The 23284-nt window shown below is 36.6% G+C and carries 21 protein-coding genes; 6 read left to right on the top strand and 15 right to left on the bottom strand.

Going from position 1 to position 23284, the window contains the following annotated elements:
* Positions 1–123 precede the first annotated feature (123 nt).
* A complete protein-coding gene (ribA, locus tag DV356_RS09225) occupies positions 124–774 on the bottom strand; it encodes a GTP cyclohydrolase II (protein WP_005629111.1) in 651 nt (216 codons plus the stop codon).
* A gap of 68 nt (positions 775–842) precedes the next feature.
* On the opposite strand from ribA, the gene DV356_RS09220 reads away from it, so the two are divergent.
* Complete coding sequence (locus tag DV356_RS09220) at positions 843–1568, top strand: phosphatase PAP2 family protein (RefSeq protein ID WP_118806869.1); 726 nt, start codon at positions 843–845, stop codon at positions 1566–1568.
* A 1089-nt stretch (positions 1569–2657) separates the two neighbouring features.
* Here DV356_RS09220 and DV356_RS09215 read toward each other — a convergent pair.
* From DV356_RS09215 to DV356_RS09195, 5 genes are all read right to left on the bottom strand, one after another.
* Positions 2658–3518 (bottom strand): Dam family site-specific DNA-(adenine-N6)-methyltransferase, encoded by an 861-nt coding sequence (locus DV356_RS09215; protein WP_118806868.1) that lies wholly within the window; start codon positions 3516–3518, stop codon positions 2658–2660.
* Between the two features lies 1 nt (position 3519).
* Positions 3520–4608, bottom strand: coding sequence for a 3-dehydroquinate synthase (aroB, locus tag DV356_RS09210; RefSeq protein ID WP_118806867.1), 1089 nt, complete (start codon positions 4606–4608; stop codon positions 3520–3522).
* A 19-nt stretch (positions 4609–4627) separates the two neighbouring features.
* Entirely contained in the window at positions 4628–5170 is a 543-nt protein-coding gene (aroK, locus tag DV356_RS09205; RefSeq protein ID WP_048942685.1) for a shikimate kinase AroK, read from the bottom strand.
* 278 nt (positions 5171–5448) lie between these two features.
* A complete protein-coding gene (gene nadN / locus DV356_RS09200) occupies positions 5449–7260 on the bottom strand; it encodes an NAD nucleotidase (protein ID WP_118806866.1) in 1812 nt (603 codons plus the stop codon).
* A gap of 22 nt (positions 7261–7282) precedes the next feature.
* On the bottom strand, positions 7283–8056 hold the full coding sequence (locus tag DV356_RS09195) for a hypothetical protein (RefSeq protein WP_118806865.1): 774 nt from the start codon (positions 8054–8056) through the stop codon (positions 7283–7285).
* A 292-nt stretch (positions 8057–8348) separates the two neighbouring features.
* Here DV356_RS09195 and rpsP point away from each other — a divergent pair, with 292 nt between their 5' ends.
* From rpsP to rplS, 4 genes are read left to right on the top strand one after another with little or no spacing between them, the layout of a single operon-like run.
* On the top strand, positions 8349–8597 hold the full coding sequence (rpsP, locus tag DV356_RS09190; protein WP_021035616.1) for a 30S ribosomal protein S16: 249 nt from the start codon (positions 8349–8351) through the stop codon (positions 8595–8597).
* A 44-nt stretch (positions 8598–8641) separates the two neighbouring features.
* Positions 8642–9169, top strand: a complete 528-nt coding sequence (gene rimM / locus DV356_RS09185; protein ID WP_105875401.1) for a ribosome maturation factor RimM — start codon at positions 8642–8644, stop codon at positions 9167–9169.
* Between the two features lie 37 nt (positions 9170–9206).
* Positions 9207–9947, top strand: coding sequence for a tRNA (guanosine(37)-N1)-methyltransferase TrmD (gene trmD, locus DV356_RS09180; RefSeq protein WP_050847665.1), 741 nt, complete (start codon positions 9207–9209; stop codon positions 9945–9947).
* A 36-nt stretch (positions 9948–9983) separates the two neighbouring features.
* Positions 9984–10334: a 50S ribosomal protein L19 gene (gene rplS, locus DV356_RS09175; protein WP_005648735.1), complete on the top strand. Its 351-nt coding sequence runs from the start codon at positions 9984–9986 to the stop codon at positions 10332–10334.
* 110 nt (positions 10335–10444) lie between these two features.
* Here the strand turns inward: rplS and selD are convergent, their stop codons facing one another.
* The 3 genes from selD to cuyB all read right to left on the bottom strand — a co-directional run bounded on the left by selD (position 10445) and on the right by cuyB (position 13632).
* Entirely contained in the window at positions 10445–11485 is a 1041-nt protein-coding gene (selD, locus tag DV356_RS09170; protein WP_112119505.1) for a selenide, water dikinase SelD, read from the bottom strand.
* Positions 11486–11620: 135 nt separating this feature from the next.
* Positions 11621–12925, bottom strand: coding sequence for an anaerobic C4-dicarboxylate transporter (locus DV356_RS09165; protein WP_005653857.1), 1305 nt, complete (start codon positions 12923–12925; stop codon positions 11621–11623).
* Between the two features lie 14 nt (positions 12926–12939).
* Complete coding sequence (cuyB, locus tag DV356_RS09160) at positions 12940–13632, bottom strand: cysteate racemase (RefSeq protein WP_005653854.1); 693 nt, start codon at positions 13630–13632, stop codon at positions 12940–12942.
* Between the two features lie 229 nt (positions 13633–13861).
* Between cuyB and hypT the strand changes: the two genes are divergently transcribed.
* Positions 13862–14749, top strand: a complete 888-nt coding sequence (hypT, locus tag DV356_RS09155; RefSeq protein ID WP_005653853.1) for a hypochlorite stress DNA-binding transcriptional regulator HypT — start codon at positions 13862–13864, stop codon at positions 14747–14749.
* 1 nt (position 14750) lies between these two features.
* Here hypT and lpxM read toward each other — a convergent pair whose 3' ends face one another.
* The 6 genes from lpxM to menE all read right to left on the bottom strand — a co-directional run bounded on the left by lpxM (position 14751) and on the right by menE (position 23284).
* Entirely contained in the window at positions 14751–15707 is a 957-nt protein-coding gene (gene lpxM, locus DV356_RS09150) for a lauroyl-Kdo(2)-lipid IV(A) myristoyltransferase (RefSeq protein ID WP_005653851.1), read from the bottom strand.
* Between the two features lie 46 nt (positions 15708–15753).
* Positions 15754–16521 (bottom strand): TSUP family transporter, encoded by a 768-nt coding sequence (locus DV356_RS09145; RefSeq protein ID WP_112119506.1) that lies wholly within the window; start codon positions 16519–16521, stop codon positions 15754–15756.
* Positions 16522–16538: 17 nt separating this feature from the next.
* On the bottom strand, positions 16539–17399 hold the full coding sequence (gene mepA / locus DV356_RS09140; RefSeq protein WP_112119507.1) for a penicillin-insensitive murein endopeptidase: 861 nt from the start codon (positions 17397–17399) through the stop codon (positions 16539–16541).
* Between the two features lie 84 nt (positions 17400–17483).
* Entirely contained in the window at positions 17484–18557 is a 1074-nt protein-coding gene (gene aroC / locus DV356_RS09135; protein ID WP_112119508.1) for a chorismate synthase, read from the bottom strand.
* Between the two features lie 9 nt (positions 18558–18566).
* The gene (gene mscK / locus DV356_RS09130) at positions 18567–21884 is read right to left on the bottom strand and encodes a mechanosensitive channel MscK (protein WP_192882175.1); all 3318 of its coding nucleotides are present in this window, start codon (positions 21882–21884) and stop codon (positions 18567–18569) included.
* A 41-nt stretch (positions 21885–21925) separates the two neighbouring features.
* Positions 21926–23284, bottom strand: coding sequence for an o-succinylbenzoate--CoA ligase (menE, locus tag DV356_RS09125; RefSeq protein ID WP_118806863.1), 1359 nt, complete (start codon positions 23282–23284; stop codon positions 21926–21928).

Here is a 23284-nt window from a genome sequence, read left to right as displayed (position 1 = left end):
CGGGGTTTCTCGTTTTTAGCAATATGCTAAAAAATCTTTTGATTATTCCATAACATAAAGTTTAAATAAAAAAGCCATACTGTTCAATATAACAGTATGGCTTTTTTAACATGTGTTGTTTTATTAAATAATCTCTTCTTGGCAATGTGGACAGGTCATTAAATGTTGTTCGTCATTGTTATGCACAATGTAATGTCCCATTTTTTTCGCTTTTGTATCAAGATATTTTGTGTTGTAGCGGTTTTCGCCTACATTAAGCGGTACTCGTTCAACCACGTTGATACCTGCTTTTTTCATGGTTTCTACTTTTTCTGGGTTGTTGGTCATCAAGCGAACTTTTTTTACACCAAGTAGCTCGAACATATCGGCACAGACTTCAAAGTTGCGTTCATCCGCTTTGAAACCTAAAGCAAGATTAGCTTCAATGGTATCCATTCCTTTATCTTGTAAAGAATAAGCACGGATTTTATTAATCAAACCAATTCCGCGGCCTTCTTCACGATGATAAATTAAGACTCCGCGACCTTCTTCTTGAATTTGTTTTAATGCTGTCGCCAGTTGGAACCCACAATCGCATTTTAAGCTGTGAAGTGCATCGCCAGTTAAACATTCAGAATGGATACGTGCTAATACAGGTTCATCAGCATTAGAAATATCGCCCATCACTAAGGCTACATGTTCTTTTTTTGTATCTGGGAATTCAAATCCCACCATTTTGAAAATACCGTATTCAGTGGGTAAATTGGCTTGCGCAACTAGCTGAATTTTTGCCATAAAGTGATCCTTATTCGTAGTCATTTCTGTTAGAATGCGCGCGTTATTTTTGTTATCAAGGGGCGAGCATGTTCAAAAGGCTGTCATTATATACGTTATTACTTTGTCTTGTACCATTTTTTATGTGGGGTATTTCCTATCAGTGGCATGGTAATAGCCAATTAACTCAAGCTGATTATTGGCTTTATTTGCTCACTGAAACGGGTAGCGTACCTTATGCGTTGATTACCTGTGTGTTATTTACGCTTTTGTTTGCGTTTTTATTTAAAAATCCAAAACAATGGCTATTAGGCGTAATTGTGATGGGGATTTCAGTTATTGCAACTCAAGCGGCAAAAACAGGGGCAAAAGCATTATTTGAAGAACCTCGTCCGTTCACCGTTTATCTAGCTGAGCAAACTCATTCAACGCCTGAAAACTTTTATAAAAATGACCGCACTTTGCGTTCTGAAATAGCTAAGAATTTTTATTCGATGGATGCTATCACACCAGCTTGGTTAGTTCATCATTATGAGAATGAAACGGGGTATTCGTTCCCTTCAGGACATACGATTTTTGCGGCAACTTGGCTAATGCTTGCTGTTGGCTTTACCCAATTATTGGGTAACCGTTCTTTTAAAGCAAAATTGCTGGTGGCGGGGATTGCAGTGTGGGGCTTGTTGATGTTGATTAGCCGTGTGCGATTAGGCATGCATTACCCAATAGATTTGTTGGTGGCGACATTACTGGCATGGTTGATTAATAGCATTATTTTTGCCTTTTTAAAGAAAAAGGCGATCTTCGTCATGAAATAGTATTAGGTGCTGGCTTGTCTATACAAAATTGTGTGTTTCAAACCACCGTTCTATATTTTGAATAATAAATTGGGGAAGTAATATTTCTTGTTCTAAGAAAGTTTTATCCATGATGAAATAATTCATGTTTTTTAGATTTATTTCTGAAGGTTTTCTTTGTTTCCCTAATAGGTAATAATAGGTTGTCCACAATACTGGTAAAGAACTATTATTCCAAATATCTTCATATCTTTGAATTGAAGCATCAAACCAAAATCTAAACCAGCAGTGACGTTTATTTTTATATATTCCTTTTTGGTTAGGACAGTCTGCTAATGTTAATAGAATATAAGGAATTTGATACTCTTCAAGTTTATCGTATTCCCAAATTTTTTGTTGATTAGCTAATATAATAAATTCAATAGGTTATAAGTTTTTTGCCAAAAAACTAATTTGACGATAATATTTTTGCCAATTTTTTCTGAATGAATTTTTTAATTCAGTCCATGCGTTTTATTTGGTGATAATGGAAAATATGATTGGTATAAATTGCTTTAGTTTAATTTTATGGGGCAGAATTCGCTTTTTGGGTAATTAGAAAAATTGCTATTAGAGGATGGCACTGTATTAACATTTTTCTCAAATAAAACTTGAGCACAAATAGGGCGTGGCATTTGGGTGTAGTATCTTTTAAACCTAACGGTTTATTACCAAATTCAATAATGTACTCCTTGACAGTGATTAAAATTTCTTTGCTTGGATGGTTTTGCTTTTTCCATTTTTATCCTATTTGTTATACACTAAAGAACAAAGCATAACAGGCTTAAATTTTGATGAATTATCCACAGTACAAATAAGGCGTTATTAAAATAATTTACATTCTACTATAGGATAATAATTATTCTGATGATTGGATGAGTTTTCTAGATAATCATTCTGATAAAACAAAAGGATTACAGGTAAAATTACAGACTTGTGAGTATTTTGGGTTAGTATCAAAAAAGTATATAGGTACTGTAAGAGATAAATGGTAATACACAATATATTATTTTATTGTGGTTTTAAAATTACGATTTTGGTACTTTTAGTATAAAGTAAGGGCTATTTTTATTATTTACGAGCACCAAATATCGCAATCAATTCTTTCACTTTTACGCGTTTTTCTGGGTTTTGGCTAATAGAACGTTGGACTTTTACCCGTTTAAATTTAGCACCGTTATAAATTTCACGCGTAAATTTAGTATCGTGATTCGAGATCAATATCGAAATTTGTTTTTCTTTTTGTATAGATTTCGCTAAATCTGCCAAAGCACGTTGCTGCGCCAGTCCAAACTCATTGCCCGCATAACCAGTAAAATTAGTCTCTTGTTGTAGCGGAGCATAAGGTGGATCACAATAAATTACCGAATCCTTATCGGCAAATTCAAAAGTCTTTTGAAAATCACAGCATAAAAACACCGCACTTTGCGCTTTATAAGCGAAATAACGTAATTCATCTTCTGGAAAATAATGAGTTTTGTAAGCTCCAAAAGGCACATTAAATTCATTCTTGCTGTTATAACGGCATAATCCGTTAAACCCAAAACGGTTCAAATATAAAAAAATAATCGAACGTTCGAAAGGATCCGTAGAAGCATTGAATTGGCGACGTTTAGCATAGTAATAATCGGGTGTATTGGCATCATCAGCGAAGAAAATCGGCTTACAATCTTCAATATAACCCTCTACATTTTCTTTAACAATATTGAATAGATTGATTAAATCAGGGTTGATATCCGCCAAAATATAGCGTTCAAAATTAGAATTAAGAAATACTGCTCCAGCACCCACGAATGGCTCAATTAAGCAGTTTTTTTTGTTTGGAAAGGCTTTATTTATCTCGTCCGTTAAACGAAATTTTCCCCCCGCCCATTTTAAAAATGGACGGTGTTTTAACTTAGGTTTTAAAGATTGTTTTTTCGGACGTAACATCTTAATCCGTTTGAGTACAACGACGAATTGCGTTTAACACGAGGGTATGAGCGGTATCATTTGCTACATAAGCTTGGCCTAGAGATTTGAGTAGCACCAGACGCAATTTACCCGCTAGAACTTTTTTGTCACGCATCATATGCGGTAAATAGTCTTCTGGCTGCATCGTATCCGGTGATACGGTGGGCAAATTAGCACGAGCAAGTAATTTTTCAAGGCGAGACACATCTGCAATAGAAATATCTCCAAGTTCTTCAGAAAGCGCCGCTGCCATCATCATTCCCGTTGAAACAGCTTCTCCATGAAGCCAGTTTCCATAACCTAGATGAGTTTCAATGGCATGCCCAAAAGTATGTCCAAGATTGAGCAATGCACGATCGCCTTTTTCTGTTTCATCTCTCGCGACCACATTTGCTTTAATTTGGCAACAACGAGAAATACAATGTTGAAGTGCCTCAGGATGCAAAGCGACAAGTTCATCAATATGTTGTTCTAGCCATTCAAAAAATTCGTAATCTAAAATGGCACCGTATTTGATAACTTCAGCAAGCCCCGCATTTACTTCACGTTTAGGAAGCGTATTAAGCGTGAGCGTATCAATAATAACCATTGATGGTTGATAGAACGCGCCAATCATATTTTTGCCTAATTCATGATTAACCGCCGTTTTACCACCCACTGAAGAATCCACTTGTGAAAGCAATGTGGTTGGAATTTGAATTAAACGGATGCCACGCTGATAACTTGCCGCAGCAAATCCAGCAACATCGCCAATGACACCGCCACCCAATGCAATAATCGTGGTATCTCGTCCATGATTACCTTGCAACAGTGCGGTGAAAATTAAGTTTAAAGATTCAAGTGTTTTGTATTTTTCGCCATCTGGCAATAAAACATGATCGACCACGCAACCACGTTTTTCCAACGCATAGATAACTGTATCAAGATAAAACTGTGCAACCGTGGGATTCGTTACAATCATCACGCGATCCCCACGTTTAATCGGGTAACTACGTTCATCTTGCAATAAGCCACTACCAATTAAGATAGGGTAGCGACGTTCTTGTAATTCCACATTGACGCACAACATAATTTATCCTTAGGTGTGTTTAAAGCGAACCATTTAGTCCATTCATATTATCAATTAAATCAACAATTTGATTTACCATTACTTTGGCATTTTGTTCATCGGTTGGCAACGTGATGTCCGCAATTTCTTCATAAAACGGGTTGCGAGTCTTTGCTAAATCTTCCAATACTTGACGAGGATTCTCTGCATCTTGAAGCAATGGACGTTTTTTATCACGTTGAGTACGTTGGAATTGTTTTTCCACCGTCGTTTCTAAATAAATCACAATACCGCGTGCTGATAAATAATTACGGCTTTCCTTAGAAAGCACTGCGCCACCACCAGTTGAAAGGACGATACCTTGCATTTGTGTGAGTTCGTTAATAATGCGTTCTTCACGTTTGCGGAAGCCGTCTTCGCCTTCCAAATCAAAAATCCAGCTAATATCCGCGCCCGTACGTTCTTCAATCACTGCATCGGAATCAATAAAATCCATATTAAGCTGTTGTGCTAATTGACGACCGATAGTGCTTTTACCTGCACCCATTGGTCCCACTAAAAAAATATTACGTTTTTCTGCCATTGTTCTTTATCTAATAAAAGTGAAATAAAATGCGATCATTTCTAATGAAAATAAACTGCGTAAAAATGCAGAAGATAGAAAGATCTCCCAAAAAATGGGGTAGATTATCGCAATAAATTACCCTATTTTTCAACCTTTATAGGGAATTTATTTTCTACGAGAAATCATCTAAATATGGAATAGTTAAAATTCTCAATCATCTATGAAGTCTTCAAGCCTCAGACTAATAACAAAAATAGCGCGTTAAGTACGCGCTATTTTTAGCCTATTTTTCAATTTTATTTTTTAGGTAACGCATCAGTTGAAGCATTAAACTTCACATTTGATGAAGTATAAGCCTCAAAGTGCGGGTGTTTTTTCATAAATTTTATGAAACTTTCTGCATCAGGTAAGTAGGTATCAACGCCCTCATATTTTGGATCGTTAAATAATTTACCAAAGGTTTTATAACCGTCTTTACCACCTGCGACATAAGCATTTGTTCCAACAAGATAACGTTTGTTATCATCAATCGGTTCCCATTGTTGGGTTTGTTTATTCAATACTTCTACACTCACTAAACGTTTACCTTCCGCATTTGGTGTTTCATTCGCTTCATAACGAATGCCTGCACCATAAGGGAATGCACCTGTAGATCCATCAACTAAAGCAAATTGCATCGCATCTTCAAGCACTTGTTTCACTAACGAACCTTCCATTTTGTAGGTATATAAGGTATTCCCGAAAGGCAAGAAAGTATAAGCATCATTAAAAGTCACATTGCCTGGTAAAATATCTGCCCGCACACCACCTGCATTTTGAATGGTTAAATCCACTGTTTTGAGTTCGTTATACATTGTTTCTGCAATAAAGCGTGTCGCAATAGAACCTTCAGGATTTGAACCTGCTTTATTTGGGATACGGTTTGCTGAACCACCTGGCATTGCAGAACCAGTGATGACGCCCACAATTTCTTGTGCTAAGTGATCTTTTTCACTTTTATATTTAGCAATAAGCTTATCGGTTTTCGTATCGTGATCATCAAGTGAAATACTTTTCATTGATTTTAAAGTATCAAGTGCTTTTTTACGTTCATCGCCAGCTAATTCAGCCCATTTACCTTCAGAATTTTTCACTTGAAGTTTATGAGAGCTCATTAACACGTGAGGAATTTTACGAGTAATAGACGCAATACCTTCAGGACTGAATTTAACACCTAAATCACCCACAACAGCAGAATAAGCCCAGCCTTCCATTACAAATACTGGTTCGCCATTTGGATTTTTAAATTCAAGGGGATATTCATAGATTACTGGCAATTTTAAACCACGTAATTCATCATTTCCGTATAAATAATGTGAATCGCCAGTAACGATCACATCAATATCATTTACTTTTTGAGCAATTTCGATATTTTTTTCACTTCCAGCGTGTGAAAGTAAAATGATTTTATTAATGCCTTGTTGTTTTAGCGCATTTGCCATAATTTGTGCGGTAGCAATTTCATCATAGAACTTCACATCCTTACCAGGAGAAGAGGAATTCACTGTTTTATTCACTGTATCTAAACCGATAATGGCAATTTTTTCTCCATCCACTGTGAAAATATCGTAAGGTTTCCATTTGTTATACAAAATTGAACTTTTATCAGGAATCACATTAGCTGAAAGCACAGGGATTTTTAATGGCTCAAGCAGTTTTAATAACCCTTCATTACCCGCGTCAAATTCATGATTACCCAAAGTAAAATAATGGAAATTACCTGCATTCATCACTGCAGCATCTGCAGAACCGCCAAACAGCGTAAAGTAAAGTGTACCAGTAATGGCATCACCTGCATGCAGTACTAATGGATTTTTGTATTTTTTACGCAATTCGTTAAGTTTTGCATTGACAGCAGAAAAACCACCAATATCCACTTTGGTTTGCTGACCATTTAAATTAATCCGTGTTTCGTGTGGTTCTAAATAAGAATGGTGATCATTAATGTGCAAAATACTTAATTCCACAGCTTTGTGAGCTTGTGGTGCTTCTTTGGCAAGAGCTGCACTAGTGAAAAGCATCGCGAATGCACTGAGTGCAAAGGTGGCTGATTTTTTGGATAAAAGCATAAAAACTCCTGTTGATAAGGGATTAATTTAAACCTTCTAGCATTGCTTGAAAGGTTTTGTAACGAATTGCATCATTATTGTGCTGTAAATTTTCTCGAGGTTGATCTAGATACGAAAAATCATCAACTTCCACACCTTTAAATTGGAGATTGAACATCATATTTGCTAAAGCAAGGCGAGGCTTAATTTCAGAAGAAGGAGTAATCAAACTTACACGATTTTCAGTAATCGGAAAAATAGTCTGGTTCGGAAAATCTTGACGCATTTGTTCAATCATTTTTTGAAATATACCTTTCGCATCCAAAGACAATAATATGATTTGATCTGCTTTTGCTCCCCTTTCTAGTAAAGCCTGAACAAATTGCTCCGAATTATCTGTTTGACGAATATAAATTTTTGCCTGCTCATTCGCTAAAAAAGACACCAATAAGTTTTTCTTCATTTCCTGAATTAAATTTGCATCGCCAGTATTTATCGGCTCAAAATATAAGTAATCAAGAAATTTAGGAGTGAGATTTTTATCTGTTTTAAAAATGCGAGTGAGGATTTTTTCGCTTATTTGGATCTGATTATCAAGAAATCGGGGAGGTAAAGAAAAAAGTGCGGTAAGTTTTTTTTGTAAATTTGTAATTTGTTGTTTGTCTTGTTTAGCTAAAGCTATTGAAAATTGTTGCTTCAAAGCCTCAGCTGATTCAGTAGATATTGATTGATGAGAAGATGGATTAGCTATGACATCTTGTTGAACACCAATAAATGATGCCAATCCAATTAACACAGAATGAAAACCAATTTTCATAATAAACCTCATTTAACTGATATTTTATTAATGTAAAATACCGCTATACGCGTAAATTTGACCTAAAACAGCTGAGTGCCTCGTATTATATCGCAAAACAAAATAAATTGTGAATGATAATTAAGAGGAATATAACCTACTTTTATGCGCACAAAACTTGCAATTTTGCTTGAAAAGTATAAAATTCGCAGGCTTTTTGTCTATATATACAGAGAAAAAAGTAAGCTATATTCTCAAATCACTTTCGAATTTGAGAATATTCTTTTAGTAATTAAACATTTAGAGGAAGGTTATGGTAACCATTCGTTTATCTCGTGGCGGAGCTAAAAAACGCCCATTTTATCAAATCGTAGTAGCTGACAGCCGTTCACCTCGTGACGGTCGCTTCATTGAGCGTGTAGGTTTCTTCAACCCAATCGCACAGGGTAACGCAGAACGTCTTCGCATTAATCTTGAGCGTGTAAATCACTGGGTTGCTCAAGGTGCTTCACTTTCTGATCGTGTTGCAACTTTGGTAAAAGAAGCTCAAAAAGCAGCATAATTTTGCTTTTTGATTTAGTTCTTAAGCTAAGATAGGTGAAAAATATGGGACAACAACGTATTGAAGTTGTGGGCAAATTAGGCTCAACCTACGGTATTCGTGGGTGGTTACGTATTTATTCATCAACAGAACAAGCTGAAAGCATTTTTAATTATCAACCTTGGTTTTTAAAAATTAAAGGCGAATGGCAACCCATCGAATTAGAAAACTGGCGTTATCATAATCACGAAATCATCGTTAAATTAAAAGGCGTTGATGATCGTGAAGCCGCACAAATTTTAGCGAATATTGAAATTGGTGTGGATTTATCTGTATTCCCAAAACTGGAAGAGGGCGATTATTACTGGCATGATTTAATCGGTTGTTCAGTCGTAAACTTAGAAGGTTATACAATGGGAATGGTAACAGAGATGATGGAAACCGGTTCTAATGATGTGTTAGTGGTTAAAGCCAATACCAAAGATGCTTTTGGAAAACAAGAGCGGTTAATTCCGTTCTTGTATGAACAAGTAGTTAAAAGAGTCGATCTCACCACGAAAACAATTGAAGTGGATTGGGACGCTGGTTTCTAATCTCAAGTATGCACAAACGTAATGTAGTAGGCTTTTTATGTGGATAGGGGTGATTTCATTATTCCCCGAAATGTTTAAAGCGATTACGGAATTTGGGGTTACAGGTAGAGCCGTAAAACATAACCTTCTGCAAGTAGAATGTTGGAATCCTAGAGATTTTACATTCGACAAGCATAAAACCGTGGATGACCGTCCTTATGGTGGTGGTCCGGGAATGCTGATGATGGTGCAACCTTTACGGGATGCAATTCATGCTGCGAAAGCAGCGGCAGGAGAAAGCGCAAAGGTGATTTACCTTTCGCCACAAGGACGTAAACTCGATCAAGGCGGCGTAACCGAGCTTGCTCAAAATCAGAAATTGATTTTGGTATGTGGACGTTACGAAGGTATTGATGAGCGATTGATTCAAACTGAAATCGATGAAGAATGGTCAATTGGCGATTACGTTCTGACCGGTGGGGAATTGCCGGCAATGACATTAATTGATGCTGTTGCACGTTTTATTCCCGGTGTATTAGGCAAGCAAGCCTCCGCAGAAGAAGATTCTTTTGCAGATGGTTTATTAGATTGCCCACATTACACTAGACCGGAAGTGTTAGAAGGATTAACTGTACCACCCGTGCTGATGTCGGGACATCACGAAGAAATTCGGAAATGGCGATTAAAACAGTCGCTACAGAGAACGTGGCTCCGACGCCCTGAGCTCTTAGAAGGCCTAGCTCTGACTGACGAACAACGTAAGCTGTTAAAAGAGGCGCAAGCCGAGCATAACAGTTAGTTTCAGTTACATCTAGGATCAATAAAGGATCAAACAATGTCTAACATTATCAAACAACTTGAACAAGAACAATTAAAACAAAACGTACCTAGCTTCCGCCCAGGTGATACTTTAGAAGTTAAAGTATGGGTAGTTGAAGGTAGCAAACGTCGTTTGCAAGCATTCGAAGGCGTGGTTATTGCAATTCGTAACCGTGGCTTGCACTCAGCATTTACTTTGCGTAAAGTATCTAACGGCGTAGGCGTTGAGCGTGTATTCCAAACTCACTCTCCAGCTGTAGATTCTATCGCAGTTAAACGTAAAGGTGCGGTACGTAAAGCTAAACTTTACTACTTACGTGAACGTTCAGGTAAATCAGCTCGTATTAAAGAGCGTTTAGGCGCATAATTCATTATATTTAATGATAATCTAAAAAAAACCTTGGGATATTCCAAGGTTTTTTGCTATGTGGATCATGGTAATTTAATTAATCATTAGGGATGATCGATTAAAATTCCTTATTTTACTTCAACAACGACATCGGATTCTGATTTAGGTTTCAATTCACCCACTTCATATAAATCAATGCCCGCATCTTTGGCTATGTCAATTACTGTTTGAACGCTATTAGGCTCAACTGCCACTAATAAGCCGCCTGATGTTTGAGGATCACACAAAATCGCTTTTTGTTCTTCGGTTAATGCGCCAACTTTATGTCCATAACTTTCAAAATTACGCCCTGTTCCACCAGGGACGCAACCTTGAGCAATATAATCTTTTACGCCGTCCAAGGTTTTAATTTTGTCCGAAAAAACTACCGCACTTAGATTTGAACCTTCACAGATTTCAATTAAATGACCAAGTAAACCAAATCCTGTGACATCCGTCATTGCGGTAACGCCATCCACTTGGGAAAATTGACTACCAATAGAATTCATTTGGCACATAGCGGCAGTGGCTAAACCTTGATGTTCTGGTTTTAGTTTTCCTTTTTTCTCTGCTGTCGTCAAAATACCAATACCAAGCGGTTTCGTCATATAAAGCTTACAACCTGATTTTGCAGACGCATTACGTTTCACTTTTTCAGTGTCAATCACACCTGTCACAGCTAGACCAAAAATAGGTTCAGGCGAATCAATGGAATGCCCTCCCGCCAAAGCAATCCCCGCTTGATGGCAAGCAAAACGCCCACCATCAACAATTTTTTGTGCAACTTCTGCAGGTAATACATTGGTTGGAAAACCTAAAATGGCAATTCCCATTATCGGCTTACCGCCCATAGCAAAAATATCACTGATGGCATTGGTCGCGGCAATTCGTCCAAAATCAAAAGGATCATCCACAATCGGCATGAAAAAGTCTGTGGTACTGATAATTGCAGTTCCATTACCAAGATCATACACCGCTGCATCGTCAGCAGTTTCATTGCCAACGAGCAGATTTGGATCATAAAATTTTTCCAGTTCTGAATGTAAAATTGTCCCTAACACCTTAGGCGAAATTTTACAGCCTCAACCTGCACCATGGCTGTATTGCGTCAGCCGAATTTTTTCTTCCATTTCTTATTTACCTTATTGAATATCCGTTTTCGAGAATCTGCTCTTATATTTACCTGAGATATTATAAGACCTTCTATTATATTTTATCCAAAATAAAATAGGGAGGCTAACCTCCCTACCTAAAATTAGGTTACTTTATTTAACGATTATTGGTGCCCAAGCAAATCCAAATGCAACACCAGCTATAACACCTAATAATGCAGGCAACATAAATGGATGATTTAAAATATATTTACCAACTCTAGTAGTTCCTGTCGTATCCATTTCCATAGCTGCCAATGAAGTAGGATAAGTTGGTAAAAGAAAAATACCAGTAACTGCAACGAAAGATCCTAAAATAGCCCAATTAGGTACTCCTAGTGCAACTGCAAGAGGTATAATTAATGGAGTTGTAGAACCTTGGGAGTATAATAGTGCACAAGTAAAAAACAATACTGGTGCAAGTAGCATTGGGTATGTATGTAATACATCTCCTGCAATTTCTTTAATATTTCCTAAATGAGCATCAACAAATGTAATACCTAATGTAACGATCCCCAAAATAACTGCTACGGAGCTCATTCCTGATCTAAATGTTGAATTTGTAACAACGGCTTCGGGTTTCGTTTTACTTGTTACTAGCATCAAACAAGCCGAAGTGAGCATAACTACAACTATAATATCTCTTGTTCCCATAGCTTTGCCACTTTCATACACAGGTCTTAAAGATGGTAGTGTTGCAAATAATACAATAACAACTGTAGCCAATAAGAAAATTAGCACTGAAATCTTAGCTGATTTAGGTGTATCACTTGTTTTATATTCTGTCTTAGAAACTAATCCATCTTGTAAACGTTGTAAATACACAGGATCATCTTTTAACTCACAACCTTGTTTAGAAGCTACAAATGCAGCTACCATTGAAGCCACAAAAGATACAGGTAAACAAACGACCATAACTTGGAAAAATGTAACAGAATTATTTTCCATAATAGTGATCATTGCTGCCATTGCTGCACTAATTGGTGAGCCTGCAACAGCTAGCTGAGATGATACAACCGCTCCCGATAAAACTCTGGATGGTCTAATTCCAGATTCTTTTGCAACTTCAGCAATGACAGGTAATGTAGAAAAAACAATAAATCCAGTACCTGCAAAAATGGTCATTAACCAAGTAATCATTGGCGCAATAAAATTTATATGTTTGGGATTTTTACGCATTAATCTTTCTGCATAATTAACTAAGAATGCCATTCCTCCTGTAGCTTGCAATGTTGCTGCTGAAAGAGATACAGACATTATGATCAAAATAACATCTATTGGAACAGATCCTATTGGTAGTCTTAAGCCCAACGTTAAGATAGCAAGTCCAAGACCACCAAATAAACCAATGGCAATACCTCCAAATCTAAGGCCAAGTACAATAGAGGCTAGAACAACAAAAATTTCAACCCAGACCATAATCATCTCCTTAATCAATGAGTTTGATACCAACGAATAGCAGCTCTAACTAATGCTGCTGTAGAATCCTCATAAAGTGTAGGTTGCTCTCTCATTGCATTTTTTAGGATCAATGGGATTTCCGTACACCCTAGAATAATTACTTCTGCACCGTGACGAATAAGTTCATCACGTTGTATTAACATTAATTCTTCAGCTTTTTGAATCTCTCCGCTCTTATATAAATAAATACTTTCCATGACCGATTTTTGATGTTCTTCATTGGGAAGAAGACAAATTAATCCATATTTTTCTAATGTTTTCTGATATAGCTTTGTTGCTAAAGTAGCATCAGTAGCAAGAATACCAATCTTTGTTTTACCCATTTGTAGAACTTCATTAATTGTTGAATCAATAATATTTAACATATCAACATGACATTTCTCTTTTAGTTCATCATACCAATAATGCGCAGTATTACAGGCAATTAGGATACATTTAGCACCCGCATTTTCTAACCCATAAATGCGTTCCTCCATTGCAAGTAGTGGTGATTCTCCTCCATGCAAAATGGAAGTTGTACGATCGGGAATATCAGGAATAGACGAAATAACAAGAGGAATATGTTCTTGATCACAATGAGCTGGTGTAAATTGAATAAATTTCTGAAACATATCTGCCGTTGCTGCTGGTCCCATTCCACCTAAAATACCAATAATGTTCTTCATAAGAAAAATTCTCCTATTTATCTTTGGGTTATTTATTTTTAACAAAATCTAATGAAATAAGAGAAATGCAACAAATCGCACACTAATGCAAATATTGCATAGCATAAATTGTGCACATTACAAATGAACAAAATAATGATTTAAATCAATATGATAAAAAACAAAAAGTGATAAGCTATTACATATTTAAGAATAAGGTATGCAAAATTAGCATAGAGAGAAATAATAAATGAAAAATATTGAAACAAAATGGTTAGAAGATTTTTTAATACTGGAAGATACACGCAATTTTTCACAGGCAGCAGAACATAGAAATTTATCGCAATCAGCTTTTAGCCGGAGAATAATTTCTCTTGAAGAATCTATTGGTGTAAAACTCTTCGATAGATCCTCTGTCCCACTTCAACTTACAGAAGAAGGAAAATTATTTCATTCGCAAGCTAGAAACCTTTTAAAACAGTTACAGTATAATCTTGATGAGTTATTAGGGCAGAATACACAAAAAAAACCGAATATAACTTTTGCAGCTGCACATTCTCTATCTTTATCTGTAATGCCAAAGTTAATTCATGATATTGGTCAATCACACCAGAACTTTATTTATTCCGTTGAAGCAATTGATGTTGATCAAACCGTAAAAACTTTGGTTGAAGGAAAAAGTGATTTTATTTTTTCATTTTATGATGATCTATTACGTCAAGAACCTTTTTTATCAAAAGAAATGTTAGAATCAAATCTATATCCTGTAAGTGCATTAAATAAAGATAAAGAACCTGAATTTTCTTTTTCTAAAGAAGAGACTCCGTTACTTAATTATACAAAAAATTCTTATATGGGAAGATTGGTAAATAGAAAACTAAATCTCTACTCACATCTTAATTTTAGAACGATTTTTGTTTCTTCTATGAGTGAGTTATTAAAAAATATGGTTTTAAACAAGCAAGGAATAGCTTGGTTACCAGAGTACTCAATAAAAGAGGAACTAAGGCAGAATAAACTAGTTATTCTTGATGATAATGAACTGATCATTCCAATAAAGGCATATATCTATCGAATAAATACAAGATTAAATATGTATGCCGAGCAATTTTGGAAATCTCTAGATAATAGAAAATAATCTAATCATAAAGATCTTCGCCATCTTTCCTTGTACGCAATAATTGTAAAATCCAAACATATTGCTCTGGCGCTGGCGTAACAAAAGATTCTATTTCTTCGTTCATTGCTCGGGCTGATTGTTCAGGATCATCACTTAAATTCATTGCAGGATGAATTTCCATTTCATATTTGCCTGTTTCAGCGTTATAACGAGGAAACATTGGAATAACAACGGCTTTAGAAAGTTTTGCCATTTTATTTAACCCTGGCAATGTCGCTTTATAAGTCCCAAAGAAATCAACAAATACGCTTTGTTCCGCCCCAAAATCTTCATCTGGTAAGTAATAACCTATTTCGCCTTTACGAACATGATTTAAAAAAGGTTTAATACCATTTTGGCGCGCATGCATTTTTCCGCCGAAACGTTGGCGTGTAATCGTCCAAAGCCAATCCACCAATGGATTACGGTGTGGATTATACATAGAAGTCATTGGCATGCCTTGAGTGTGCAAAATAATACCAGACGCATCAATCGCCCAGCCATGTGGCACCATAAGAATAATATTCTTTCCTTCAGCTTTTGCCTGTTCGATATGTTCAAGACCGATAAATTCACTTCGTTTTTGCAAATGTTTCTTTGAACGGATTGCAATCTCACCAATTCCAAACATAACTTGTGCAACAACCGCAAACATTTTATCAATCACTTGCTCACGTTGTTGTTCAGTCCAATGAGGGAAACAATATTGCAAGTTAGTTTGTGCACGCGTACGCTGTTTCTTTGCTTTATGCCCAATCCAAATACCTAATTTTCCCGTCAATTTATCGCGCAGACGAAAAGGCACAAATGCTAACAACAATAAAAAGAAAATACCAAGCCAAATCCCCCAATATTGAGGCTTTAAATACGACCATGAAAAGTGCGCTTCATAGCCCACTCTCGCCGTCAAACGTAAATTTTGTTGATTATCCGACATAATAAAATGTAATTAATTTTAACCGCACTTTTGCGTGCTTTCCGAATTAAAAATGAAACCAACCCTGATCGTAAACCATTTTAGCCGTCATCATAAAAGACATGATAACAACCATCGGTCGAATCAAGGTTTTACCTTTCGTCATTACCATTTTGGCGCCTAAATTTGCACCTAAAATGCTCCCAGCCATCATCACGAAACCCACTTTCCAAAGAATTTGTCCGCCCAATAAGAAAAGCGCAAAAGAAGCAAGGTTCGAAGTGAAGTTCATCACTTTTGCATGTGCTGCCGCTTTCGGGAGATTAAATCCTAGCAAAGTAACACAGGCTAAACTCATGATTGAGCCAGTCCCTGGCCCAAAGAAGCCATCATAAAAACCTAAAAATGGGCTAACTAAAAGACCAAATAACAGATAACTTAATCGTTGTTTCCGATCTTCATCACCTAATTTAGGGGTAAATAAAAAATATAGACCAATGGCTAAAATCAAAAAAGGCAGCATTTTTTTGAAAATCGCCACGTCAATTGATTGAATTAATAATGTACCTAGGGCTGAACCTAAGAAAACCCAAATCAAAATAAACCAAATATCGCGTAAATTGACCGCTCTTTTTCGCAAGAAATAAAGGCTTGCGGATAATGCACCGCCCATAGCTTGCAATTTGTTGGTGCCTAACGCCATTGCTGGTGACATACCTGTCATGAGCAACGCTGGAATGGTGATTAATCCACCACCGCCAGCAATTGCATCAATAAATGATGCGACAAAACCAACACAAAACAATATTGCTAAAAGATCAATGCCGATATCCATATTGATTTACCTCAATGCTATTCTAACCATTCACTCCGATTGGGTGAGTTCAAAATCTGTTGGCACAAAAACGGCTCAGGCGGTGTAACTTTAGGTTTGCTCACTGAAGTACCTGGTTTTGGTGGTTCAAACCAAGAATATAATTCGTCTCCACAACCATCACCAGCAGGCACAGGCGCTTGATTTTCACAATAAGATGCATCTGCTGGGCAAGTTAAACGAACATGAAAATGAGAGTTGTGTCCATACCAAGGACGAACTTTGTGTAGCCAACTGCGATCATTGCCAGCGGTTTGACATAATTTTACCTTAATCGCAGGATTAACAAAAATACGCGTCACATTTGGATCTTGCGCAGCTAACTTGATTAACGTCGCATGATTGCTATTCCATACTCGTTCATCCACTCGTTGCGCCTTTCTATCTACAACTAATAAACCCTTACCATCAGAATTCAGCGCATCGGCGTCTGACATTTCGCCCATTCTTAACCAAATATCCGCATCTAATCCCATCTGATGGCTAGCATGACCCGTTAAAAAACGCCCGCCACCCGGCATGGCAATATCGCCCACTAACATAGTTGGCAACCCAGCAGCTTTAACGTGTTGTCCCAAACGTTTAAGATACTGAATCATATTTGGATGACCATAATAACGATTGCGATTCATACGAATAACTTGGTAACCTTCACCTTTCGGCGGTAATGCTTGCGCTCCAATAATACACCCGTTGGTATAACTACCAATAGGACTTGCTTTACCATCTTCACTTGGAATAGGGCGTTTCACTTTTTGCCAATCTAGAGGAGACGCAACAACGTTCAGAGAGAAAAGTGCGGTAAAAATTATGGTTGTTTTTAATAAAATTTTATTCATTCTAAAGTTTTGCTGTAGGTAAGTATATCCTAGGTTCAGTCCTATTGAAGAACTAACCTAGAGTATACTACCCTAGGTACAGGATTATTTACACTGAGCCTTAAAACGTAAGAGATGATCTAATAAGACAATCGCCACCATAGCTTCCGCAATTGGCACAGCACGAATCCCCACACAAGGATCGTGACGACCTTTTGTTACAACTTCTACGGGTTTACCATTAAGATTGATTGAACGACCAGGAATCGTAATGCTTGAAGTTGGTTTTAGTGCAATAGTGGCGATAATTGGCTGTCCTGAACTAATTCCGCCTAAAATACCGCCTGCATGATTACTTTCAAAGCCATTAGGTGTCATTTCATCACGATGTTCCGAACCTCGTTGTTCAACCACAGCAAAGCCATCGCCAATTTCTACACCTTTTACTGCATTAATTCCCATTAATACGTGAGCAAGATCGGCATCTAAACGGTCAAATACTGGCTCGCCCAATCCTACAGGTACATTTTCTGCAATAACAGTAAGTTTTGCGCCAATAGAATCTCCTTCTTTTTTAAGTTCACGGATTAATTCATCGAATTTTTCTACCGCACTTTCATCAGGACAAAAGAATGGATTGCTGTTTACCTTTTCCCAATCAATTTGTCCCACTTTCTGCGGAGCAATTTTTATATTACCGATTTGGCTTAAAAAACCTCGCACCTCAATGCCAAAATGTTTGCGTAAATATTTTTTTGCAATAGCCCCAGCAGCAACCCGCATCGCTGTTTCACGTGCTGACGAACGCCCACCGCCACGATAATCACGGATTCCATACTTTTGCTGATAGGTAAAATCCGCATGACCTGGGCGGAAACGATCTTTAATCTCGCCATAATCTTGCGAACGCTGATCACCATTTTTAATGATCATCCCAATACTTGTGCCTGTGGTTTTTCCTTCAAACACACCAGATAAAATTTGAACTTCGTCATCTTCACGACGAGGCGTAGTATATCGAGATGTTCCTGGTTTACGGCGATCTAGATCTGGCTGAATATCTTTCTCGGATAATTCGAGATTTGGTGGCACGCCATCAACGATACAGCCTAATGCAATACCATGTGACTCCCCAAAGGTTGTCACACGGAAAAGTTGTCCAATTGTATTACCAGCCATAATTTCCCCTTATTTTTTTACATCAACGAAAGGAATTTCTTCGCCTGTATCATTATTTTTGATAAATACATCTAATTGATTAAAGGCAATATCAATATTATGTTCTGCAAATAATTCATTAATACGGCGATTAAGAGCATCTGTAGTACTGGTGCGATCCCCAACTTGTTCTACATAAACACGTAACTCGTGATCCAGTGTACTTGCACCAAAAGTTAAAAAATAAGCAGATGGTTTAGGATCGCGTAAAATAGTCGGCTGTTCATCAGCTGCTTTAAGTAATAATTGGCGCACGAGTGTTAAATCAGAACCATAAGCAACACCAACGCTAATCACTAAACGTGTCATAGTGTTAGATAATGCCCAGTTGGTCACTTGACCTGTCACAAAAGATTTATTTGGCACAATCACTTCTTTGCGATCAAAATCAATCAATGTAATTGCACGGATACGAATTTTCGCTACAGTACCGCTCACTTCATTAATGGTAACCACATCGCCAACTCGGATTGGGCGTTCAAATAACAAAATGATACCTGACACAAAGTTTGCAAAAATCTCTTGCATACCAAAACCAAGACCAACAGAAAGTGCGGCGAATAACCATTGTAATTTTGACCAAGACATCCCTAAGGTTGCAAATGCCCACGCACCACCAATGGCGATAAAAATATAAGTAAGTAGTGTCGTAATCGTATAAGGCGTACCTTGTGAAAGATTCACGCGAGAGAAAATTAATACTTCCAAAATGCCTGAAATATTACGAACCAACACATAAGTAATTCCTACGATAACCAAAGCAACAAGAAGATTAAATAAAGTAATGCTTTCCATTACAGTGCCAGCATCGGTTGTCGTGGTTTGTTGCCAAAGTGTAATTTCACGTAAATAGCTCACTACGGTGACTAAATCTGACCATACATAGTAGAAAATCCCTAATAATGCTGTCCAAATAAAGAGATCTACAAAACGTAATAATTGGCTACGCACATCATTTAACGCCAAACTTTCCTCTGGCTCTCCCACTGCAACCACATCATCAGAGGATATATTTTCATAATTATTTTCAAGTGCTTTTTGACGACGTTTTTCTGCTAAACGGCGATGTGCTAAACGACGAGAAGAAACCGTAATACCACGGTAAATCGTATTGCGTACTAACCACCATACACACCAAGCAATATAAGAATGAATAAAATGTTCAATTAAATTTAAAGCGGTGTAGTAATAGCCTAAAACAATAAGTACGATTAATCCCACAGGAATTAATCTCAAACCAATTTGTACAATTCTTATTAACCAATGATGTTTATTTGTTTCAGGTTCATAAGAACGAAGTACTCGATTAAAACGAGGGGCAATAATCGCCGCACAGAAAATTAGAGCCGCAATAGTATTAATTTGACCTAACACATCATTAGCTAAACCTGCATCAGTGACATTGCTAAACACAGAAGTATTTAAAAGCAATACAACCACAATAATAATGCGCTGGATAACACCACGAAAACGTTGTGCATTCTCTTTTGAAGATTCAAAATGATTAACAAAAATACCATTTGGACGGAACAATGAAATCCAAAATGTAAAGAACCACCAATAACCCGCCATACTAAATGACCAATGCCAAAATTCTTCTGGATTTTTGAAGAAAAAGAAGCCGATCATTTGGCAAACTGCTAAAAACCAAAGTGTACTAGAAAGCGTTAAAAACGCTGTTAATAACAGGGCAAGTGGAGTACTCCACTGACTATCTGTATCTAAACGATGTATTTCACGATTAATTTTGTTTAATTGTTGTTTAATACGATTTTTAAATTTAAAAATTGCACCGCCTACAATAAATAACCCTAAGAAATACATCAGCAAATAAGGTAAATTGTCATAATTAGTTGGAAAACCTAATTTTTTCAACATACCATTAAACTGTTCAATTAAAGCTCTTGGCAGCATTTTTACCCAATCTAAATTAATAGGATTATTACTTTTCACCCAAAAACTTTGCTGCTCTAATTTAGATTGAATTTGATCACTGATTTGTGTAATTTGCAGCTGTGTTAATTCCAAAGAAATCGCGAGATTTAATTGATTATTTAAAGATTTAATCAGATCAGATGTCATTTTCCGACGCTCAGTTAATAGCGTTTTAACTTGCGTTCTTTCTGCCTCAGTAAATTGTTTTCCATCTTCACTTTCAACTTTATTAATATAGTTATCTAGATCATAAAGTTCATTGCGTTTTTGAGTAATGTCAAAAATATGTACACGCAAATCGGCAATTTGTTTTGATAAACCTTGAATATTTAAGTTAGTCGGTAATTTTTGTTTTTGTTGCTGGATAATACGTGAAAGAACTAACGTGCCTTGTAATGCACTAATTTGTTCATCAATAGTACGTTGAGTTTGAGTGAGGCTATCTAAAATATTCCGCATTCTTAACTCATCTTGAGTTAATGAATTCGCTTTTTCTGTTTGTTTTAATAAATACTGACCAAGCTGTGCATTGCGATCAAGTTCTTTTTGAATGTAATCATTTTGCACAGTTTTTTGCTGTTGCTGAGCTTGTTCTACTTGATTTTGTGATTGCTGAAGATTTTTTTGATTAATGACTTCTTGGATCGCAATAATATTTTGCTGCTGTACTTGCAAACGTAAATTCAATAGGTCATAACGGCTTTGATAGAGTAAAGAAAGCTGATCATTATTTTTTAATAAGTTTTGATTATAACTATTCTTTAAATCAATCAGTTGTAATTCAATCTGATATTGTTTTCGCAATGTGCTACCAATATTATTATTGGCTAATTGTTGATTGATTTGCTGTGTGCGTACAACATTTTCTGTTAATGCCGCTTGTGCTCGTTCAGAAATAGAACTTTGCCCTGCCAATTGTGCATTTGCTGTGCTTAATGCGTTTTGCGTATCTTGTAATTGATCATTTAACTTAGTGAGACTATTTTGTAAATAGTCCTGTGATTGTGCATTATCATCAGTACTTGTTGCCGTTTCTTGTTTTTTTAATGCTTGAATTTCTGCATTATTCTTTCTAATTTCACTCTCTGAATGGCTTAATGTTGTTTGCAATGCATCATTGATTTTTTGTTGAGCTTGAATTTGCTGCAATAAATCAATTGATGTTTGTAATTCTGCTAACAACCTATTTTTTGCTTCCCCCTCACTCATTTTTTGAGCGTTAGCCAAATCGGCTTTAAGCGATTGCTCCGTTGGTAATACATTTGTTGAATTTGCCGCCAATACCCCTTGCGAAACGCTAAGGGTAAACATTGCCGAGGCAAAAAGTGCGGTAAAAAATGGAGGTATTTTCATAAGTTTCCTAATCATTATTTTTCCCTAATCTAAATGGTAAATTAATTTATCTCATCTCGCTTTGCCAACCAATCAGCAAGCTGTTTACGTGAGATCTTAATGCCTTTCTCAAGCATCAGTGGCAAAGAATAATATGCAATAGGTTGTTTAAAACGTGCAAGTTTATCTTGTAAAAAAAACATTAAATTTTCAACCGCACTTTTGCTAAAGGGTTCATTAAAATCCACTAAAGCGACAGGACGCTGACCAAATTCTTTGTTTTTTTGTGGTAAAACAAACACTTGATTAACTGAAGAATGTTGAATAATCACTTGTTCAATTTCTTCTGGCTGAATATTTTCGCCACCTGAAATAAACATATTATCAAGTCGTCCGATAATAACAAGTTCGCCCTCTTGCCAAATGCCTTTATCTTTTGTCTGAATCCAGCCTTGGTTATTCGTTAATGGAACAATTTGTCGATCTTTCCAATACCCCATCGCCAAACCTGCACCTTTCAGCCAAATTTCATCATTTACTAAACAATACTCTCTACCTAAGAGCGGTTGCCCTACGCCTTGTTTTCCGTCAGATTTTTTAGCAAAAACTGTCGAAGCCATTTCCGTCATTCCATAACCAGAATAAGTTTTAATGTCATATTTCACCATATTTTGTGTAAGTTCTGTTGGAATATGCGTGCCACCAAGTAAAATATGGCGTGTAGCAAATGAAATGCTCGGATTTTCCTGTAAATAATCTAATAAACGCTGTAATTGCGTTGGCACAAGAGAAACGTGGGTCGTCTTTAATAATGAAGCATAAAAATCATCTTCTGGGAAATGTAATTGTGCACCGCAATATAACCAACGCCAAACAATACCTTGCCCTGAAACGTGATATAAGGGTAATGAAAGTAACCAAGATTGATTACAATCAAACTTCATTAAGTTACATACCCCTTTTGCATTATCCAAATGCGCTTGGACATTATGCACAACTGCTTTTGGTAAACCTGTCGAGCCAGACGTGAGCGTCATCGTCGCAGGACGAAAAAAATCGGCTTTTTGTGTAAAAACACCAATTTCTTGCAAATTTAGTAAATCTTTATCATAAAAACAAAAATCAATTTGATAAAACTCACATAATTTTGCAATTTTTTCTTGTGGAAAAGCAGGGTTTATGCCTAAAACTTTTGCACCAAGCTGAATTGTAGCTAGATATAAAAATAAAATTTTCTCTGAATTTTTTCCCACAAAAGCAACCGCACTTTCCGCATTTACTCCTTTTTTTTGTAAAAAAGCCACCGTTTGGTTAATCTTTGTAGTTAATTCTATCCAAGTAAGCGTATCGCTCTGCGTAGTACGTAAAGCGATTTTATCTGAGAAATCAGGTTGAATAGCAAAATGTTGCCAAGGATACAT

Origin of the sequence: Haemophilus influenzae, assembly GCF_003494325.1 — a bacterium.
In the GTDB taxonomy this organism is placed as follows: Bacteria; Pseudomonadota; Gammaproteobacteria; order Enterobacterales; family Pasteurellaceae; genus Haemophilus; species Haemophilus influenzae_I.
This window is presented reverse-complemented; position numbering and strand designations above follow the sequence as displayed.

Excerpts from the sequence above, each read along its gene's own strand:
- mscK (WP_192882175.1), bottom strand. The coding sequence starts at position 21,884 with ATGAAAATACCTCCATTTTTTACCGCACTTTTTGCCTCGGCAATGTTT.
- lpxM (WP_005653851.1), bottom strand. The coding sequence starts at position 15,707 with ATGTCGGATAATCAACAAAATTTACGTTTGACGGCGAGAGTGGGCTAT.
- nadN (WP_118806866.1), bottom strand. The coding sequence starts at position 7,260 with ATGCTTTTATCCAAAAAATCAGCCACCTTTGCACTCAGTGCATTCGCG.
- rimM (WP_105875401.1), top strand. The coding sequence starts at position 8,642 with ATGGGACAACAACGTATTGAAGTTGTGGGCAAATTAGGCTCAACCTAC.
- hypT (WP_005653853.1), top strand. The coding sequence starts at position 13,862 with ATGAAAAATATTGAAACAAAATGGTTAGAAGATTTTTTAATACTGGAA.
- DV356_RS09195 (WP_118806865.1), bottom strand. The coding sequence starts at position 8,056 with ATGAAAATTGGTTTTCATTCTGTGTTAATTGGATTGGCATCATTTATT.
- DV356_RS09220 (WP_118806869.1), top strand. The coding sequence starts at position 843 with ATGTTCAAAAGGCTGTCATTATATACGTTATTACTTTGTCTTGTACCA.
- DV356_RS09165 (WP_005653857.1), bottom strand. The coding sequence starts at position 12,925 with ATGGTCTGGGTTGAAATTTTTGTTGTTCTAGCCTCTATTGTACTTGGC.
- mepA (WP_112119507.1), bottom strand. The coding sequence starts at position 17,399 with ATGAATAAAATTTTATTAAAAACAACCATAATTTTTACCGCACTTTTC.
- rplS (WP_005648735.1), top strand. The coding sequence starts at position 9,984 with ATGTCTAACATTATCAAACAACTTGAACAAGAACAATTAAAACAAAAC.
- ribA (WP_005629111.1), bottom strand. The coding sequence starts at position 774 with ATGGCAAAAATTCAGCTAGTTGCGCAAGCCAATTTACCCACTGAATAC.
- DV356_RS09145 (WP_112119506.1), bottom strand. The coding sequence starts at position 16,521 with ATGGATATCGGCATTGATCTTTTAGCAATATTGTTTTGTGTTGGTTTT.
- aroB (WP_118806867.1), bottom strand. The coding sequence starts at position 4,608 with ATGTTGTGCGTCAATGTGGAATTACAAGAACGTCGCTACCCTATCTTA.
- DV356_RS09215 (WP_118806868.1), bottom strand. The coding sequence starts at position 3,518 with ATGTTACGTCCGAAAAAACAATCTTTAAAACCTAAGTTAAAACACCGT.
- menE (WP_118806863.1), bottom strand. The coding sequence starts at position 23,284 with ATGTATCCTTGGCAACATTTTGCTATTCAACCTGATTTCTCAGATAAA.
- aroC (WP_112119508.1), bottom strand. The coding sequence starts at position 18,557 with ATGGCTGGTAATACAATTGGACAACTTTTCCGTGTGACAACCTTTGGG.
- rpsP (WP_021035616.1), top strand. The coding sequence starts at position 8,349 with ATGGTAACCATTCGTTTATCTCGTGGCGGAGCTAAAAAACGCCCATTT.
- cuyB (WP_005653854.1), bottom strand. The coding sequence starts at position 13,632 with ATGAAGAACATTATTGGTATTTTAGGTGGAATGGGACCAGCAGCAACG.
- aroK (WP_048942685.1), bottom strand. The coding sequence starts at position 5,170 with ATGGCAGAAAAACGTAATATTTTTTTAGTGGGACCAATGGGTGCAGGT.
- trmD (WP_050847665.1), top strand. The coding sequence starts at position 9,207 with ATGTGGATAGGGGTGATTTCATTATTCCCCGAAATGTTTAAAGCGATT.